General features: G+C 66.0%; 14 protein-coding genes. 6 read left to right on the forward strand and 8 right to left on the reverse strand.

Annotation, left to right across the window (positions count from 1 at the left end):
- Positions 1 to 42: 42 nt before the first annotated feature.
- Positions 43 to 1,050 (reverse strand): metal-dependent hydrolase, encoded by a 1,008-nt coding sequence (locus PSV26_RS19915; protein ID WP_300573389.1) that lies wholly within the window; start codon positions 1,048 to 1,050, stop codon positions 43 to 45.
- A 130-nt stretch (positions 1,051 to 1,180) separates the two neighbouring features.
- Positions 1,181 to 2,503 (reverse strand): cation:proton antiporter, encoded by a 1,323-nt coding sequence (locus PSV26_RS19920; protein WP_300573391.1) that lies wholly within the window; start codon positions 2,501 to 2,503, stop codon positions 1,181 to 1,183.
- Between the two features lie 277 nt (positions 2,504 to 2,780).
- On the opposite strand from PSV26_RS19920, the gene PSV26_RS19925 reads away from it, so the two are divergent.
- Complete coding sequence (locus PSV26_RS19925) at positions 2,781 to 3,218, forward strand: hypothetical protein (protein ID WP_300513260.1); 438 nt, start codon at positions 2,781 to 2,783, stop codon at positions 3,216 to 3,218.
- A 128-nt stretch (positions 3,219 to 3,346) separates the two neighbouring features.
- Here the strand turns inward: PSV26_RS19925 and PSV26_RS19930 are convergent, their stop codons facing one another.
- Entirely contained in the window at positions 3,347 to 4,690 is a 1,344-nt protein-coding gene (locus PSV26_RS19930; protein WP_300513262.1) for a hemolysin family protein, read from the reverse strand.
- 23 nt (positions 4,691 to 4,713) lie between these two features.
- On the opposite strand from PSV26_RS19930, the gene PSV26_RS19935 reads away from it, so the two are divergent.
- A complete protein-coding gene (locus tag PSV26_RS19935) occupies positions 4,714 to 5,565 on the forward strand; it encodes a symmetrical bis(5'-nucleosyl)-tetraphosphatase (protein WP_300573394.1) in 852 nt (283 codons plus the stop codon).
- A 96-nt stretch (positions 5,566 to 5,661) separates the two neighbouring features.
- On the opposite strand, the gene PSV26_RS19940 is transcribed toward PSV26_RS19935, so the two are convergent.
- The 3 genes from PSV26_RS19940 to PSV26_RS19950 all read right to left on the reverse strand — a co-directional run bounded on the left by PSV26_RS19940 (position 5,662) and on the right by PSV26_RS19950 (position 9,145).
- Positions 5,662 to 6,567, reverse strand: coding sequence for a YihY/virulence factor BrkB family protein (locus PSV26_RS19940; RefSeq protein WP_300513266.1), 906 nt, complete (start codon positions 6,565 to 6,567; stop codon positions 5,662 to 5,664).
- A 99-nt stretch (positions 6,568 to 6,666) separates the two neighbouring features.
- The gene (locus PSV26_RS19945; RefSeq protein ID WP_300573396.1) at positions 6,667 to 8,124 is read right to left on the reverse strand and encodes a DEAD/DEAH box helicase; all 1,458 of its coding nucleotides are present in this window, start codon (positions 8,122 to 8,124) and stop codon (positions 6,667 to 6,669) included.
- A gap of 151 nt (positions 8,125 to 8,275) precedes the next feature.
- Entirely contained in the window at positions 8,276 to 9,145 is an 870-nt protein-coding gene (locus PSV26_RS19950; protein ID WP_300513270.1) for a neutral zinc metallopeptidase, read from the reverse strand.
- 142 nt (positions 9,146 to 9,287) lie between these two features.
- Between PSV26_RS19950 and PSV26_RS19955 the strand changes: the two genes are divergently transcribed.
- Together PSV26_RS19955 and pcp are read left to right on the forward strand one after the other, a co-directional pair.
- Entirely contained in the window at positions 9,288 to 9,965 is a 678-nt protein-coding gene (locus PSV26_RS19955; RefSeq protein WP_300513272.1) for a DUF4136 domain-containing protein, read from the forward strand.
- Positions 9,966 to 10,058: 93 nt separating this feature from the next.
- Entirely contained in the window at positions 10,059 to 10,697 is a 639-nt protein-coding gene (gene pcp, locus PSV26_RS19960) for a pyroglutamyl-peptidase I (protein WP_366946020.1), read from the forward strand.
- Here the strand turns inward: pcp and PSV26_RS19965 are convergent.
- Positions 10,690 to 10,911 carry a hypothetical protein gene (locus tag PSV26_RS19965; protein ID WP_300513276.1) on the reverse strand — a complete coding sequence of 74 codons (222 nt, stop codon included), beginning with the start codon at positions 10,909 to 10,911 and terminating at the stop codon, positions 10,690 to 10,692. The genes pcp and PSV26_RS19965 overlap by 8 nt on opposite strands.
- Positions 10,912 to 11,008: 97 nt before the next feature.
- On the reverse strand, positions 11,009 to 11,380 hold the full coding sequence (locus PSV26_RS19970) for a hypothetical protein (protein ID WP_300513278.1): 372 nt from the start codon (positions 11,378 to 11,380) through the stop codon (positions 11,009 to 11,011).
- Positions 11,381 to 11,564: 184 nt separating this feature from the next.
- Here PSV26_RS19970 and PSV26_RS19975 point away from each other — a divergent pair, with 184 nt between their 5' ends.
- The gene (locus PSV26_RS19975) at positions 11,565 to 12,479 is read left to right on the forward strand and encodes a delta(1)-pyrroline-2-carboxylate reductase family protein (protein ID WP_300513280.1); all 915 of its coding nucleotides are present in this window, start codon (positions 11,565 to 11,567) and stop codon (positions 12,477 to 12,479) included.
- Positions 12,480 to 12,554: 75 nt separating this feature from the next.
- Positions 12,555 to 13,913 carry an MBL fold metallo-hydrolase gene (locus tag PSV26_RS19980; RefSeq protein WP_300513282.1) on the forward strand — a complete coding sequence of 453 codons (1,359 nt, stop codon included), beginning with the start codon at positions 12,555 to 12,557 and terminating at the stop codon, positions 13,911 to 13,913.
- Positions 13,914 to 13,932: the final 19 nt, after the last annotated feature.

Consider the following 13,932-nt stretch of genomic DNA (forward strand, 5'->3'; position numbering starts at 1 on the left):
GGCAGCTATCGAAACAGTAGCACAGAGTGCGACCCCAGCCCCTCACCGCGGTGGTGGCAACTGCTCGCCCCACATGCGCCGCCACAGCCAGGGCAAAGCCGTCGCCACATCGGGCCGCGCGCTGTTGAGTGTGGGCACGTGGCTTTGCGCGGCGCGGGCCGCGGCGGTGCCCAGGTCGAAGTGGAAGGTGTAGGCCGGCTCCTGGCCCATGCGCAGGTCGGTGACAAACAGGCGCCCTCCCGCTTCCGACAGGCGGAAAAAGCCGTGGCTGAAGGCCGCGATGCGCGCCACCGGTGGGTCCTGGCCGTGCAAGGTGATCAGGTCGGCGCCGCGCTCGTGCGCCGTCCAGGTGATGCGCGGTGAGGTGTCAAGCAGCGAATAGTGGCCTTCAAAATACTGCGTGGGGGTGGTGGCGACCAGGCGCCAGAGCAGCGTGTTGAAGGGCGCGGGGGTGACCAGCAGCGCACTGGCGGTGATGCCCTCGGCCTGCAGCGAGCTGCGCGCCACCGCGGTGGCCTGTTGCTGCGCCAGCACGCTCCAGCCGAGGTAGAGCGTGCTGAGCACCAGCGCCGCCGCGTTCCATCGCAGGCCGAGGCTGCTTTTGAGGCGCAGCGCAGCGACCACGCCGACGATCAATGGCACGGTGTAAAGCGGGTCGATGATGAACACGCTGCCCACCCCGAACGGGTAGTTGGTGAACGGCAGCAGCAGTTGCGTGCCGTACACCGTCATGGCGTCCAGCAGGGGGTGGGTGACAAGCGCCAGCCAGAGTGCCAGCCACCAGCGCTTGAACATCACGGCCTCGCCGTGCAGCCGCGACACCACCCAGGCCAGCGGCGGTGCGGCCAGCGTGAGGTAGAACAGCGCGTGGCTTTCGGCGCGGTGCAAGGTCATGTTGAGGATGGCGTTGCCGTGGTCGATGAAGGCGTCCAGGTCCGGCAGCGTGCCTGCTACCCCGCCCCACAACGCGGCCTTCCACACAGCGGTGCGCCGCCCCATGACGGCCACGCTGACAGCCGAGCCAAGTGCAATCTGGGTCAGTGAATCCATGGCGGGCAGCTTAACGCAGCGGCCCGCCGGCAGGCGCGACGTGGGGCCCTTTCCCCCTGGCCGGGACGGGACGTTGTGCGCGCACCGGGCGCCGTGTCACCCGCCGGCATGTCAGAAAAACAGGCTGGGGTCAGGGCACCGGCGTCTGTTTGCCGCGCCGCCAGAAGTGAGCCATCAAGGGCTTGACGCTGACGCCGTGGAGCAGGATGGACAGCGCCACCACCACCAGCGTCATCTGGATCATCTGCAGGGCCAGCGTCTCGGGCAATTCGTGCTGGATGGCGTACATCAGGTAATACAGCGAACCAATGCCGCGCACGCCGAACCAGGCGGTCATGCCGCGTATGCGCCAGGGCGCCGGTGTGAACCACATGCCGACCAGCACACTGAGCGGGCGCGCCACCAGAAACAGGAACAAGGCCAGCCCCACCGCCGGCCAGCTCCAGGAGGAGAGGAACATGGAGCCACCCACCAGCAGCACCAGCACCAGCTCCGACAGCCGCTCCAGGTGCTCCTTGAAGACCAGCGAGCCTTCGCTGACCGTGTGCAGCGAGTCCGGATCGTCGGCGGGGCCGGCGCTGACCGGCGCGCCCGGTCCGGCAGTTTCGGTGGCGCCGGCGGATGGCTTGAGCGCGTTCCGTGCCAGCTTCAGTTCAGCCTGGCGCAGCGCCACGGCGGCAAAAAAGACGGCCAGAAAACCCCAGGCATGCACCATCACCGTCAAGCCGTAGACCACGCCGATCAGCCCCAGGCCGAGGAAGTCGTCAAGCAACTCGTGCCTGTGCGGCGCACGCCGGAACTTCCAGCCCAGGCGGGCCAGCGCAATCCCTGCCACGCCGCCGATCAGGATGGCGGCCAGCGTGGCCCACAGCACATCCACCAGGATCCAGCGCAGGCCGAAGTCGCCGAGCTCGTGCAGGCCCAGCAGGCCCAGCCCCAGCATCACAAAGGGAAAGGCGCTGCCGTCGTTCATGCCCGCCTCGCAGGTCAGGGTAAAACGCAGTTGGTCACGGTCGCCCGGGTGGCGGATCTGCACATCGGTGGCCAGCACCGGGTCGGTCGGTGCCAGGATCGCGCCCAGCAAAACGCCGGCGCCCAGCGGCAGGCCCAGCACATAGAAGGCAAAGGCCGCCACCATCGCGACGGTCAGGGTCATGGACACGGTGGCCAGCAGAATCGGCGCGCGCCAGCGGGCAAAGCTGAAGGGCACCGGCATCTTGACGCCGGCGGAAAACAGGGAGATCAGCACCGCCCCCTCGGTCAGCACCTCCAGCAGGGCCGACTCCTTGAGCGGGTTGAAGTGCATCAGGTTGAGCACGCTGGGGCCGACCAGCAGCCCCACGGCCAGGTAAATGATGGCGGCCGTGACCGGCGACCGCTTGAGCACGGTATGGGTCAGACCCATCACCAGCAGCAGGCCGCCCACCAGCATGAACCACAGGGCATTATTCATCGTGCAGACCGGTCAGGGGCCGGGCACGCCAGACGTGCGGCGGGCGGTGTGGAGGGTTCATGAAGGCTTTCCGGCCGAGGCGGCCCGGATGTCTTGTTCGGTTGGTGATGCAAACAAGGATACAACGTCCGCCGCGGCCGCGGGCGCCTGCACCCCTGGCATACCCCCCGTTACAATCTCGCTGCCTGCCAGCCGGGAAGCGGGAGCCGGCGGCCTCTGGCGCAGCATCACACGGGTGCGGTCAAGAGTATGTGTCACCACCTACCGGGTTCCAACCATGACGTCCCTCAAGACCCTGCTCGTTTTTTTCGCCACTTTCGCGCTGCTGGCCTGCAGCTCCATGGGCAGCACGCCCGTGGGCAGCGACAGCACGGTGACCGAGGCCACGGCCAAACAGCTGGCGGGCGACGTGCCGCTGCCGCAGGGCACGGTCATCAAGCAGCAGGACACCCTGGTCATGGGTTCGGGCAACACCTGGATGGGGCGGCTGAGCCTGACCGTGCCGGGCGAGGCGCAACCCGCGTTTGCCTGGTTCCGCGACAACCTGCCCGCCGCCGGCTGGACCCTGACCTCGAGCTCGTTTTCAAAACTCAGCCTGCTGACCTTCACCAAGGCCGAACGTGTGGCCACGGTGCAGATGCAGGGCAGCAACTTCGGCGGCAACGAGGTGCTGATCACGGTGGCGCCGGCAGTGCGTCCGGCCAGCCGGCCCTGATCGGCCTTGAGCCGGCCCTGCGCCGTCCGTCCACCGCACTGCTATTGAATCCATAGCTGCTGGCGCCCGCCCTGCCTGGGCTGGAGGTCGAAAACGCTGTCAGAAATGCGGGTGGACCGAGAACCGGTTCAGACTGGCTGTTCCGCCGGGACAATGATCTGGCTGGCCAGCACCTTGTCGATGCGTTTGCCGTCCAGGTCCAGCACCTCAAAACGCCAGCCCGCTGCTTCGACCAGATCGCCCGTGCCCAGCAGGCGGCCGGACACGCTTTGGAGCAGGCCGGCCACGGTGTTGTAGCGGCCCCTGTCCTCGTCGGGCAGCTCCCGGATGTCGAGCCTGGCCTTGAGCTCGGACACCGGCATCACGCCGTCGATCAGCCAGCTGCCGTCAGCGCGGCGCGTGGCCCAGGCGTCCACCTGCGCGCCGGGCTGCAGCTCGCCGGTGATGGCCTCGAGCATGTCGATGGGTGTCATCAGGCCCTGCACCACGCCGTATTCGTCGACCACAAACACCATGCGGGTGGACTGGGTGCGAAACTGCTCCAGCAGCTCCATGCCGGTCAGCGTTTCGGGCACAAACATGGCCGGAATGGCGTAGGCGTCAATGCGGTCAGCCAGCGTCGGTGTGGTGCCGGTGCCGGTGTCCTCACCGGCCGGCTGGATCTGGCCGCGCAGGGCCAGCAGCTTGGCAATGTTCACCACGCCCACCACGTCGTCGAGGCTGCCGCGGCACACCGGGTACCACGAGTGGCCGGTGGCGCCGGCCTTGACAATCGCCTGCGCCACGGTGTCGCTGGCGTCCAGCCACTCGATGTCCGAACGCGGCCGCATCAGCGAGGTCAGCAGCCGGTCGTCGAGCAGAAAGACGTTCTGCACCATCTGGTGCTCGTGCTCCTCGATCAGGCCGGCGTCCACGCCCTCTTCCAGGCTGGCGGCAATTTCCTCGTCGGTCACGGTACGCTCGCCGGCGTTGTCCACCCGCAGCAGTTTGAGCACGGACTGGGTGCTGAAGGAAAGCAGCCGCACAAAAGGCTTGGCACCGGTGGCCACCCACATCATGGGACGCGACACCAGCCGCGCCACGGTTTCGGGGTACAGCTGGCCGATGCGTTTGGGCACCAGTTCGCCGAACACGATGGTGATGAAGGTGATGACGGTGACCACCAGCGCGGTGGCCGTGATGTCGGACGCACGGGGCGACGCACCAAAAGTCTGGAGCCAGCTTGACAGGCTGCCGCTGAAGGCGGCCTCGCCGATGATTCCGTTGAGCATGCCGATGGAGGTGATGCCGACCTGCACCGACGAGAGAAACTGCGTCGGGTTCTCCAGCAGCGTCAGCGCCGCCCCTGCGCCCTTGTCGCCCGACTCCGCCATGGCGTTGAGCCTGGCCTTGCGGCTGGAAGCGAGCGCCAGCTCGGACATGGCAAAAACGCCGTTGAGCAGGGTCAAAAAGGCGATGAGGATGAAATCCATGGATCCAAAGGCAGAATGAACACATGGCACTTTACTTGATTGGCGACCTGCAGGGCTGCAACGAGCCGCTGCAGCGTCTGCTGCGCAGCGTGGATTTTTCCCCCAGCCGCGACACGCTCTACATCCTGGGCGACCTGGTCAACCGCGGCCCGGACTCGCTGGGCGTGCTGCGCAGCCTGTCCGGCCTGGGCGATGCCGCGCAATGCCTGCTGGGCAACCACGACCTGAACCTGCTCGGCATCCGCCACGGGCTGCGCAAGCCGCACCGCAGCGACACCGTGCAACAGGTACTCGACGCGCCCGACTGTGAGCCCCTGCTCGACTGGCTGCGGCACCGCCGCATGGCGATCCATGAACACGGCTGGCTCATGGTGCATGCCGGCGTGCTGCCGCAGTGGAGCGCCGCGAAAACCATGGCGCTGGCCGGCGAGGTCGAGCAGGCGCTGCGCGGCCCCGACCTGCCCGGCTTTCTGAAAACGATGTATGGCAACACCCCCAACCAGTGGCAGGAGACGCTGGCCGGTGCCGAGCGGCTGCGCGTGATTGTCAATGCCCTGACCCGCATGCGTTTCTGTACCGCCGACGGCGCCATGGAATTTGCCACCACCGGCAGCACGCAGACGGCGCCGCCCGGTTACCTGCCGTGGTTTGAAGTCCCGGGCCGCAAAACCGCCGACATCCGAATCGCCTTCGGCCACTGGTCCACCTTGGGCGCCGATACCGCGGCCAGCGGGGCCGGCCTGCTGGCCAACACCCTGCCGCTGGACACGGGTTGCGTCTGGGGCGGCTGCCTGACGGCGGCGCGGCTGGGCAGCCAGCCCGGTCAGTTCGAGTTGATCCGTGTGCCCTGCCCGCAGGTCCGCGCACCGGGCTGAGCGCCACAAAAAACAAAGGGTTTTTGGCCTTCAGCCCAATAGCCACCTGCGCCGGCAGCTATCAATAAGGTAGCAACCCAGCGAACCGCCAGTTGTTCAGGCGGGGGCCGGGCCGGGGTTCCTGAGCGCCGCCTCGTCGGCCAGGGCGCGTGCCACACTGGCCGAGAGCAGCAGCACCGCCGACGAGAAGTAGATCCACATCAGCAGCACCACCAGCGAGCCGGCCGCGCCATAGGCCGACACCACGGCCGCGGTGGACAGGTAAATTGCCATCAGGTACTTGCCCAGCGCAAACAGGATGCCGCCGGCAATGCCGCCCATCACCAGGTAACGCATGGCAGGTTTGGGCCCGGCGCTCATGCGCATCAGCGCAACAAACAGCCCCGCGGAAAACGCCATGGACACCAGCTCGTTGATCACCACCGCCACACGCTCCAGCGGCATGTAGCTGCCGGCCCAGGTGGTCAGGAAACTCAGCACGGCGGAGATCACCAGCGAGACCAGCAACAGAAAACCGAAGGCCAGGATGTAGGCAATGCCGCGCACACGCAGCGAGGCGCTGTACCACCACTTCTGCTGCGGCGGAACGCCGGTGTCCTGGCGCCAGAGCCGCTCGAAGGCGTCCTGCAGCTCGGCAAACACGCCGGTGGCGCCCGACAGCAGCAACACGAAAGCGATGCCCGAAGCCAGCAGCCCCTCGGACGGCTTCTGCGCGCTGGCCAGGGCCTGCTTGATCATCTGCGCGCCCTGCTCGCCGATCACGCCGCCTATCTCGCGGATCAGGCTGCTCTCGATGTAGCTGCGGTCCAGCCACCAGCCCAGCACCGCCACCAGCAGCACCAGCAGGGGTGCCAGGCTGAGAATGCCGTAGAAAGACATGGCGGCACTCATGCGCAGCCCGTCAGCGTTGAGCCACAGGTCGACGGCGCGGCGCGCCGGGCGCAACAGGTTGGGAAAGGAAGAACGTTGGTAGGCGCGGCGCAAGCCAGCGTACGAGGGCATCATGCTGTCAGCATAACGCGGCCGGCCCTGAAAAACCATCGGACGCCTGCGCGGCAAACAGTAGGCCTGGGCCCCGAATGCCGCCAGAGACCCGCCGCTTCAGCCGGCTGTCTTGAACAGTGCCGCGACTTTTTTCTTCGGCTTGATGTTGGCCGACACGCCGCGTGAGGCTCCGCTCTTGGCGGCCGCTTCCCAGGCCGGTTGTGCTTCGGCCGGCAGGCTGGATTCGTAAGGCTTGTCAAAGAAGGGGTCGCGCGAGGCCGACTGGCGCTGTGGCGGCGCCTCGCGGCGTTCACGGCGCTCCGGCCTGTCGCGCGGGGCTTCGGCCGCTTCGCGCACGGGCTGGTCGCCGCTGTCGCGGTACATGCGCCGGCCGTCGTTGATGCGGCCCTGTTCCTTGATGCGCGGCTGGTCTTCGTCGAACTCCATGGGTTCGAGTTCGATCTTGGTCTTGATGAGTTTTTCGATGTCGATCACCAGGCGCTGGTCGCTGGCAGCCGCAAAACTCACCGCCAGACCGGAGGCGCCGGCGCGGCCCGTGCGGCCGATGCGGTGCACATAGTCTTCCGCATTGAAAGGCACGTCGAAGTTGAACACCGCAGGCACGTCCTTGATGTCCAGGCCGCGCGCGGCCACATCGGTACACACCAGCAAATCGACTTCGCCGCTTTTGAAGGCCTCGAGCGCCTTGAGGCGCTCGTCCTGGCTTTTGTCGCCGTGCAGGGCGGTGGTTTTCAGGCCTTCGCGCTCCAGCGAGCGGGCCAGGCGGGCGCAACCGAGCTTGCTGTTGACAAACACAAACGCCTGCTTGATGCCGCGTGTTTTGAGCACCTGATGCAGCGCGCGGCGCTTGTCGTCGGCACTGACGGCGTAGAAATGCTGTTCCACCGTGGACGCGGTGGCGTTGGAGCGCGCCACCTCGATCGTCACCGGGTCCTGCAGGAAGCTGGATGCCAGGCGCTTGATCTCGGGGGAGAAAGTTGCCGAAAACAGCAAGGTGATGCGCTGCTTGGGCAGGTAACTCAGGATGCGCTGCAGGTCCGGCAGGAAGCCGATGTCCAGCATGCGGTCGGCCTCGTCGAGCACCACGTACTCCACCTGGTTGAGCACGGCGTTTTTAGCTTCGATGTGGTCGAGCAGCCGGCCCGGCGTGGCGACCAGCACCTCGACGCCTTTTTTCAGCTCGGCGGTTTGTGGCTTCATGTCCATGCCGCCGAACACCACCGCGCTGTTGAGGTTGGTGTACTTGGCGTAGAACTTGACCTGCTCGGCCACCTGCACAGCCAGCTCGCGCGTCGGCAGCAACACCAGCGCACGCACCGGGTGGCGCGCGGGCGAGGTCGAGGCGTTCTCGTGTTTCATCATGCGCTGCAGCAGCGGCAAGGCGAAAGCGGCGGTTTTGCCGGTGCCGGTCTGGGCGGCGCCCATCACGTCCCTGCCCTGGAGAACGACCGGAATGGCCTGCTCCTGGATGGGGGTCATGGTTTCGTAGCCCATTTCGGCTACGGCGCGGGCCAGCGGTTCTGCCAGCGAAAGGTTCGAAAAGGAGGATGTCATTTAGCCTGCTATTGTCGCACTTTGGGCGATAAAGGCATTTCAGCCGGCCCGCCGTCCGCTCCCGCCTGCGGAGGGCCGGTTTTCCTTCGCCAGAATGCTATTGATTTAATAGCTGCTTGCGCATACAGGGCGAGGGCTGGAAGCCTGTTTTCTATAAATTCCTGGCAGAAAAGGTGTCGCAGGCCTTGACGTTGCCTTGCTGCAAGCCATTGTTGAACCAGCGCGCACGCTGGGCGCTGCTGCCATGGGTAAAACTCTCGGGCACGATGGCGCCGCCGCGTCCGCTCTGCAGCGCGTCGTCGCCGATTTTTGCGGCAGCGTTCATGGCCTCCTCGACATCGCCCTGCTCCAGGATGGCGCGGGCACGCTGCGCGTGATGCGCCCACAAGCCGGCAAAGCAGTCGGCCTGCAACTCCAGCCGCACGCTCATGGCGTTGTATTCGGTCTTGCTGACACGCCCGCGCATCTGGTCCATCTTGCCGGTGATGCCGAGCTGGTTCTGCACATGGTGGCCGACCTCATGCGCGATCACGTACGCCTGGGCGAAGTCGCCCGGCGCGCCCAGCTTTTTCTGCAGGGTTTCATAAAAGCCCAGATCGATGTAAACCTTCTGGTCGGCCGGGCAGTAAAAAGGCCCCATGGCCGCCTGACCCTGGCCGCAGGCCGTGGCGGTGGCACCGCGAAACAGCACCAGCCGTGGCTCCTGGTAGGTGCTGCCGCCCTGGGTGAACACGACTTTCCAGACATCTTCGGTGTCGGCCAGCACGGTGGACACAAAACTGGCCATCCGGTCATCAGCCGGCGGGCGTTGCGCCGGCCCTTGCTGGACTTGGGCAGTCGGGGCCCCGCCGCTGAGCGCACCCAGAATGGTCAGCGGGTTGATGCCAAAAATCCAGCCGCCCACCACTGCCAGGACAATCGTGCCGATACCGATGCTCCGGCCACCGAGCAGCCCGCCCCCACCTCCGCCACTGCGGCGGTCCTCGACGTTGTCGGACTCGCGGTTGCCTTCCCACTTCATGATGAACTTTCGTTGGTGTCGGCGCCGCAGGTGCGGTGCAAACTGTACAAGCTGTACAAGCTGTACAAGCTGTACAAACTACTTTACTTGAGCTTTGAATCCAGAGACGGAACATTTCGCCTGCTGCAGCATCCCATTGAACATGAACAAGTTTCTTGAACGCGCCCGCATTTTTCCCATGTTGCTGTCAGCCTTGTTGCTGACCGCCTGTGCGAGCCCGCTGGTGACCCAGGTCACCAGCTTCAACCAATGGCCCGCCGACGCCGCTGGCAGCAGCTTCAGTTTCATCAAGCCGCCGCCGAATCGCTGGGGCGCGCCGCAGGAGCTGGAACAGGCCACCTACGAGCGGTATGCGCAGCTGGAGCTTGAAAAGCTGGGCCTGCGGCCTGCCGCCGCGGGTGAGCCCGCGCGCCTGCTGGCCGAACTGAGCACCGTCAACCAGACCCAGCAAAGAACCTATCTGCAGCCGGTGTATGAAGACCCGCTGGTGTTCTACCCGCCGCGCCGCAACGCCGCTGGCCAGTATTTCCCCGGCTTCTGGGCGCCCAGCCGTTTCGGCCCGACCTATGTGGGGGACCGGGTGGTGCCCTACACCGTGCAGTTCAGTCAGCTCAACCTGCGCCTGCTCGACACCCGCAGCGGCCCGCCGGGGCAGCCCCGCGCCGTGTTCGAATCGCGCGTGGTGTACGAGGGAAACGCCAGCCTGCCGGAGGTCATGCCTTACCTGGTGCGTTCAGCACTGGACGGCTTTCCCGGCCAGAACGGGCAGGTGCGCCAGATCCGCTTCGACCGGGAAACCGGCGCACTGATCCGGAAATAGGCGTCTTGCACGGCCCCGGGGCAGTGCTGAAGGCTGATACGGTCCGTACTGCTTCACAATGGCGGCATGCCTCGCCCAAGCACCTCCACGCCCCTGCCGCGCATCCTGCTGAGCGGTTTTGACGCCTTCGGAGGCGACACCCTGAACCCGAGCTGGCTGGCGGTCCAGGCGCTGCACGGCCGACGTATTGGCGGCCATCAGGTGGTGGCCGCTCAATTGCCGACCGTGTTTGAGGCCTCGCTGGCCGAACTGGGACGACTGCTGCGCACGCACAAGCCGGCGCTGGTCATTTGTGTCGGTCAGGCCGGCGGGCGCGCCGCCCTCTCGCTGGAGCGTGTGGCCATCAATGTGAACGACGCACGCATTGCCGACAATGCCGCCGCGCGGCCGGTGGACACGCCCGTCGTCTCCGGCGGGCCGGCGGCGTATTTCAGCACGCTGCCCATCAAGGCCATGCTGCAGGCACTGCAAAAAGAAGGCATTGCCGCCGAGGTGTCGCAGACCGCCGGCACCTTTGTCTGCAACCACGTGTTCTACGGACTCATGCACATGCTGGCCACGCAGCGCGGCTTCAAGCGCACCCGCGGTGGCTTTGTTCACGTGCCCTTCCTGCCCGGCCAGGGCCAGCCGCACATGGCGCTGGACGACGTGGTGCGCGGGCTGCGTGTGGCCGCAGGTGCGGCAATAAGAACGCAGCGCGACATCACGCGGGGCGCTGGAGCGATCAGTTGATGTTGGGGGGAGCGGGCTCATCCCGCAGCAGGCGCCAGACCAGCCAGCTGCCGATCAGCGCGTTGCTGAGGGCAAAGCCGCCGACGATCAGGGTGGCCCAGGTGTCCAGTACCCGGTTGTGAACAATCCAGGCCAGCGCAGCCGACAGGGCATTGAGCGCCATGGCCATCCAGAACAGGGGATTGCGGGGCTGAAAAAGGCGGGCTAACTTCATGAGAGGAATGCTAACCGCAAGCGGTACTCCCTTCTGAGCCGATAACCCGTTGCACAGCAGACCGCTGCCTGCCGGAAAACAGGGAGAAAAACCGGGTCTAGCGAACCGCGCGAAAGGAGACCGGCAGCATGCCCATGTTGTCCGCAGGCGCCTTGGTCTGGCCGAAGGCCATCACTTCGCCTGTGGGCTCATTGCCGGCCAGGGTGTCCTTTGCACCGTCGTTGTACATGTCGGCCCGGGCATGCCGCATGCAGTTGCTGAGGGCCGCTCCGCGCATGGTTTCCACACAATAAGCCACAGCGGTTTGCTGGGAGGCCAGCATGGAGTCACGCGCATGGGCTTTTTTGACTTCACCGCTCGCCACCATGGCAATGGCTGTCAGCAGGCTGACAATCAGGACCACCCCGGCGCCCAGATAAAAATATTCACGACGGACGGTATGGCCTTGGGGCAGATGGGTGGAAAACATGAAACAGACTCCTCGTTGCGACTGTTTCAATGTTATGAAAGCGCCCTGGGCATGCAACACGGGGCATTGCCCGTGCACCTGTAGGATAAAACCGCTTCCCGCCACAAGCGCCTGACCGGCCCTCGTCGACGCCACGTACAGGCCACGCACAGGCCATACACAAGCCGGGGATTACCATCCAGCCATGACCGATTCTCCCATCCTGCTGAGCGCCGCGCAGACCGCGGCCCGCCTGCCCTACCCTGCCCTGCTGCAGGAAATCGTGCGCCTGCTGGGCGATGCCTCGGTGCAAGTCCCGCAGCGTCTGGTGCAACCGCTGGCCGGTGGCGGCAGCCTGTTCGTGATGCCAGCCTCGGACAGCCGGGTGGCCATGACCAAACTGATCACCTTCACGCCAGCCAATGCAGGAACCGCGCGCGCGACCATCCAGGGCGATGTGGTGGTGTTTGACATCGCCAGCGGTGAACGCCGGCTGGTGCTGGACGGCCCGACCGTCACGGCGCGGCGCACCGCTGCCGTTTCCCTGCTGGCGGCGCAGCGACTGGCCCCCGACACCCGTGGGCCCCTGCTGATTGTGGGCGCCGGGGTACAGGGCAAGGCCCACCTCGAAGCCTTTGCCGAAGTGCTGCCAGTCCGCGAAATCGTGATCGCCTCGCGCAGCGGCTCCAGTGCGCAGGCCCTGGTGCAACACGCCCAGGCGCTGGGCCTGCAGGCTCGCGCAGTCCAGGACGCCAACGCGGCGCTGGCCGACTGCCCGCTGGTGGTCACCTGCACCCCGGCCCGTGGCGTGGTGCTGGCCAGGCTGCCGCGCCGGGATGCTTTCATCAGCGCGGTCGGCGCCTTCACGCCGCAGATGGTGGAGCTCGGGCCGGACCTCTGCCGCCACTTTGCGCAGCAGGGCGCGGTGTTTGTGGACACTGCCGACGCCAGCCATGAAGCGGGCGATCTGCTGCAGGCCGGTCTTGATGTGAGCCGCTTTGCAACACTCGCGGACGTGCTGGTCCAGGGAACGCCGCGGCCAGCAGGGCCGGTGCTTTTCAAGAGCTGCGGCTGGGCCGGCTGGGACCTGGCGGCCGCGCGGACGGCGTTGGCGCTGTAAAAGTGGTTTTCGTCACGTCCACCCCTGTTGATCCACCGCAAACATGTCCGCCACCGCACTTTCTAGACTGAGCCCATGAAACTTCAATTCCTGGGCGCAACCGATACCGTCACCGGTTCCAAATACCTGATCCAGCACGACAAGTCCAAAGTGCTGGTCGATTGCGGGCTGTTCCAGGGCTACAAACTGCTGCGCCTGCGCAACTGGGCACCGCCGCCGGTGAAGCCGTCATCGATCGACGCGGTGATCCTGACACATGCCCACATCGACCACAGCGGCTACCTGCCGCTGCTGGCGCGCCAGGGGTTTCGCGGCAAGGTGTTCTGCACGCCCGCCACCTACGACCTGTGCCGCATCCTGCTTCCCGACTCCGGGCACCTGCAGGAGGAAGAAGCCGAATACGCCAACCGCCACAAGCTGTCGAGACACGAAGAAGCACTACCGCTGTACACAAGGGAGGACGCGATGGCCTGCCTCAAGCTGTTTCATCCCGTTCCCTATGACACCGACTGGCAACCCGTACCGGGCCTGCATGCCCGCCTGACGCCCTCGGGCCACATGGTCGGCTCCTCATTTGTCAGGCTGGACGACGGATCACGCTCCATCCTGTTTTCCGGGGACATCGGCCGGCCCCACGACCTGGTGCTCAAGCCACCCGCGCCGATGGACGGCGCCGACTACCTGGTGGTGGAATCCACCTATGGCGACCGCCCGCACAAGAATTCGGACCCGCTGCTGGAACTGGGCAAGGTGATCAACCGCACCGCCGCGCGCGGCGGCGTGGTGGTGATCCCGGCTTTCGCCGTGGGCCGGGCCCAGAGCCTGCTGCACTGCATCCAGCTGCTCAAGGCCCAGGGCGTGATCCAGGACATCCCGGTGTACCTCAACAGCCCCATGGCGGCCAATGCCATGCAGGTGTACATGAAACACAAACCGGAGCTCCGGCTGACAGCCGCCGAGTGCAGTGCACTGGCGCACGCCGCGCATATCGTGCAGACCCCGGAAGAGTCGCGCTTGCTCAACGCACGCCATGGTCCGATGGTGATCATCTCCGCCAGCGGCATGGCCACGGGCGGTCGCGTGGTGCACCACCTCAAGGCCTTTGCGCCCGATAAACGCAACACGATCCTGTTCGCAGGCTTCCAGGCCGGCGGCACGCGCGGGGCCTCCATCGCGGGGGGCGCGACTACGGTGCGGATCTTCGGCGAGGACGTGCCCATCCGGGCCGAGGTCGCCATGCTCGACGACCTGTCGGCGCATGCCGACGCCGCCGAAATTGTCAGCTGGCTCAGGGGTTTCAAGGCGCCGCCCCGGCAGACCTTCATCACCCACGGCGAACCTGCGGCTGCCGACGCGATGCGCCAGCACATCGAGCGCGAACTGCACTGGGACGTGCACATGCCGTTTTACCTCGAAACGGTCACACTCCGCTAAGACCTGCAAGCCTGCCGAC

This window comes from Polaromonas sp. (assembly GCF_029945685.1).
GTDB lineage: Bacteria > Pseudomonadota > Gammaproteobacteria > Burkholderiales > Burkholderiaceae_C > Polaromonas.

Bases quoted from the DNA above. Each gene is read 5' to 3' on its own strand.
- PSV26_RS19915 (WP_300573389.1), bottom strand. From the start codon at position 1,050: ATGGATTCACTGACCCAGATTGCACTTGGCTCGGCTGTCAGCGTGGCC.
- PSV26_RS19920 (WP_300573391.1), bottom strand. From the start codon at position 2,503: ATGAATAATGCCCTGTGGTTCATGCTGGTGGGCGGCCTGCTGCTGGTG.
- PSV26_RS19925 (WP_300513260.1), top strand. From the start codon at position 2,781: ATGACGTCCCTCAAGACCCTGCTCGTTTTTTTCGCCACTTTCGCGCTG.
- PSV26_RS19930 (WP_300513262.1), bottom strand. From the start codon at position 4,690: ATGGATTTCATCCTCATCGCCTTTTTGACCCTGCTCAACGGCGTTTTT.
- PSV26_RS19935 (WP_300573394.1), top strand. From the start codon at position 4,714: ATGGCACTTTACTTGATTGGCGACCTGCAGGGCTGCAACGAGCCGCTG.
- PSV26_RS19940 (WP_300513266.1), bottom strand. From the start codon at position 6,567: ATGCCCTCGTACGCTGGCTTGCGCCGCGCCTACCAACGTTCTTCCTTT.
- PSV26_RS19945 (WP_300573396.1), bottom strand. From the start codon at position 8,124: ATGACATCCTCCTTTTCGAACCTTTCGCTGGCAGAACCGCTGGCCCGC.
- PSV26_RS19950 (WP_300513270.1), bottom strand. From the start codon at position 9,145: ATGAAGTGGGAAGGCAACCGCGAGTCCGACAACGTCGAGGACCGCCGC.
- PSV26_RS19955 (WP_300513272.1), top strand. From the start codon at position 9,288: ATGAACAAGTTTCTTGAACGCGCCCGCATTTTTCCCATGTTGCTGTCA.
- PSV26_RS19965 (WP_300513276.1), bottom strand. From the start codon at position 10,911: ATGAAGTTAGCCCGCCTTTTTCAGCCCCGCAATCCCCTGTTCTGGATG.
- PSV26_RS19970 (WP_300513278.1), bottom strand. From the start codon at position 11,380: ATGTTTTCCACCCATCTGCCCCAAGGCCATACCGTCCGTCGTGAATAT.
- PSV26_RS19975 (WP_300513280.1), top strand. From the start codon at position 11,565: ATGACCGATTCTCCCATCCTGCTGAGCGCCGCGCAGACCGCGGCCCGC.
- PSV26_RS19980 (WP_300513282.1), top strand. From the start codon at position 12,555: ATGAAACTTCAATTCCTGGGCGCAACCGATACCGTCACCGGTTCCAAA.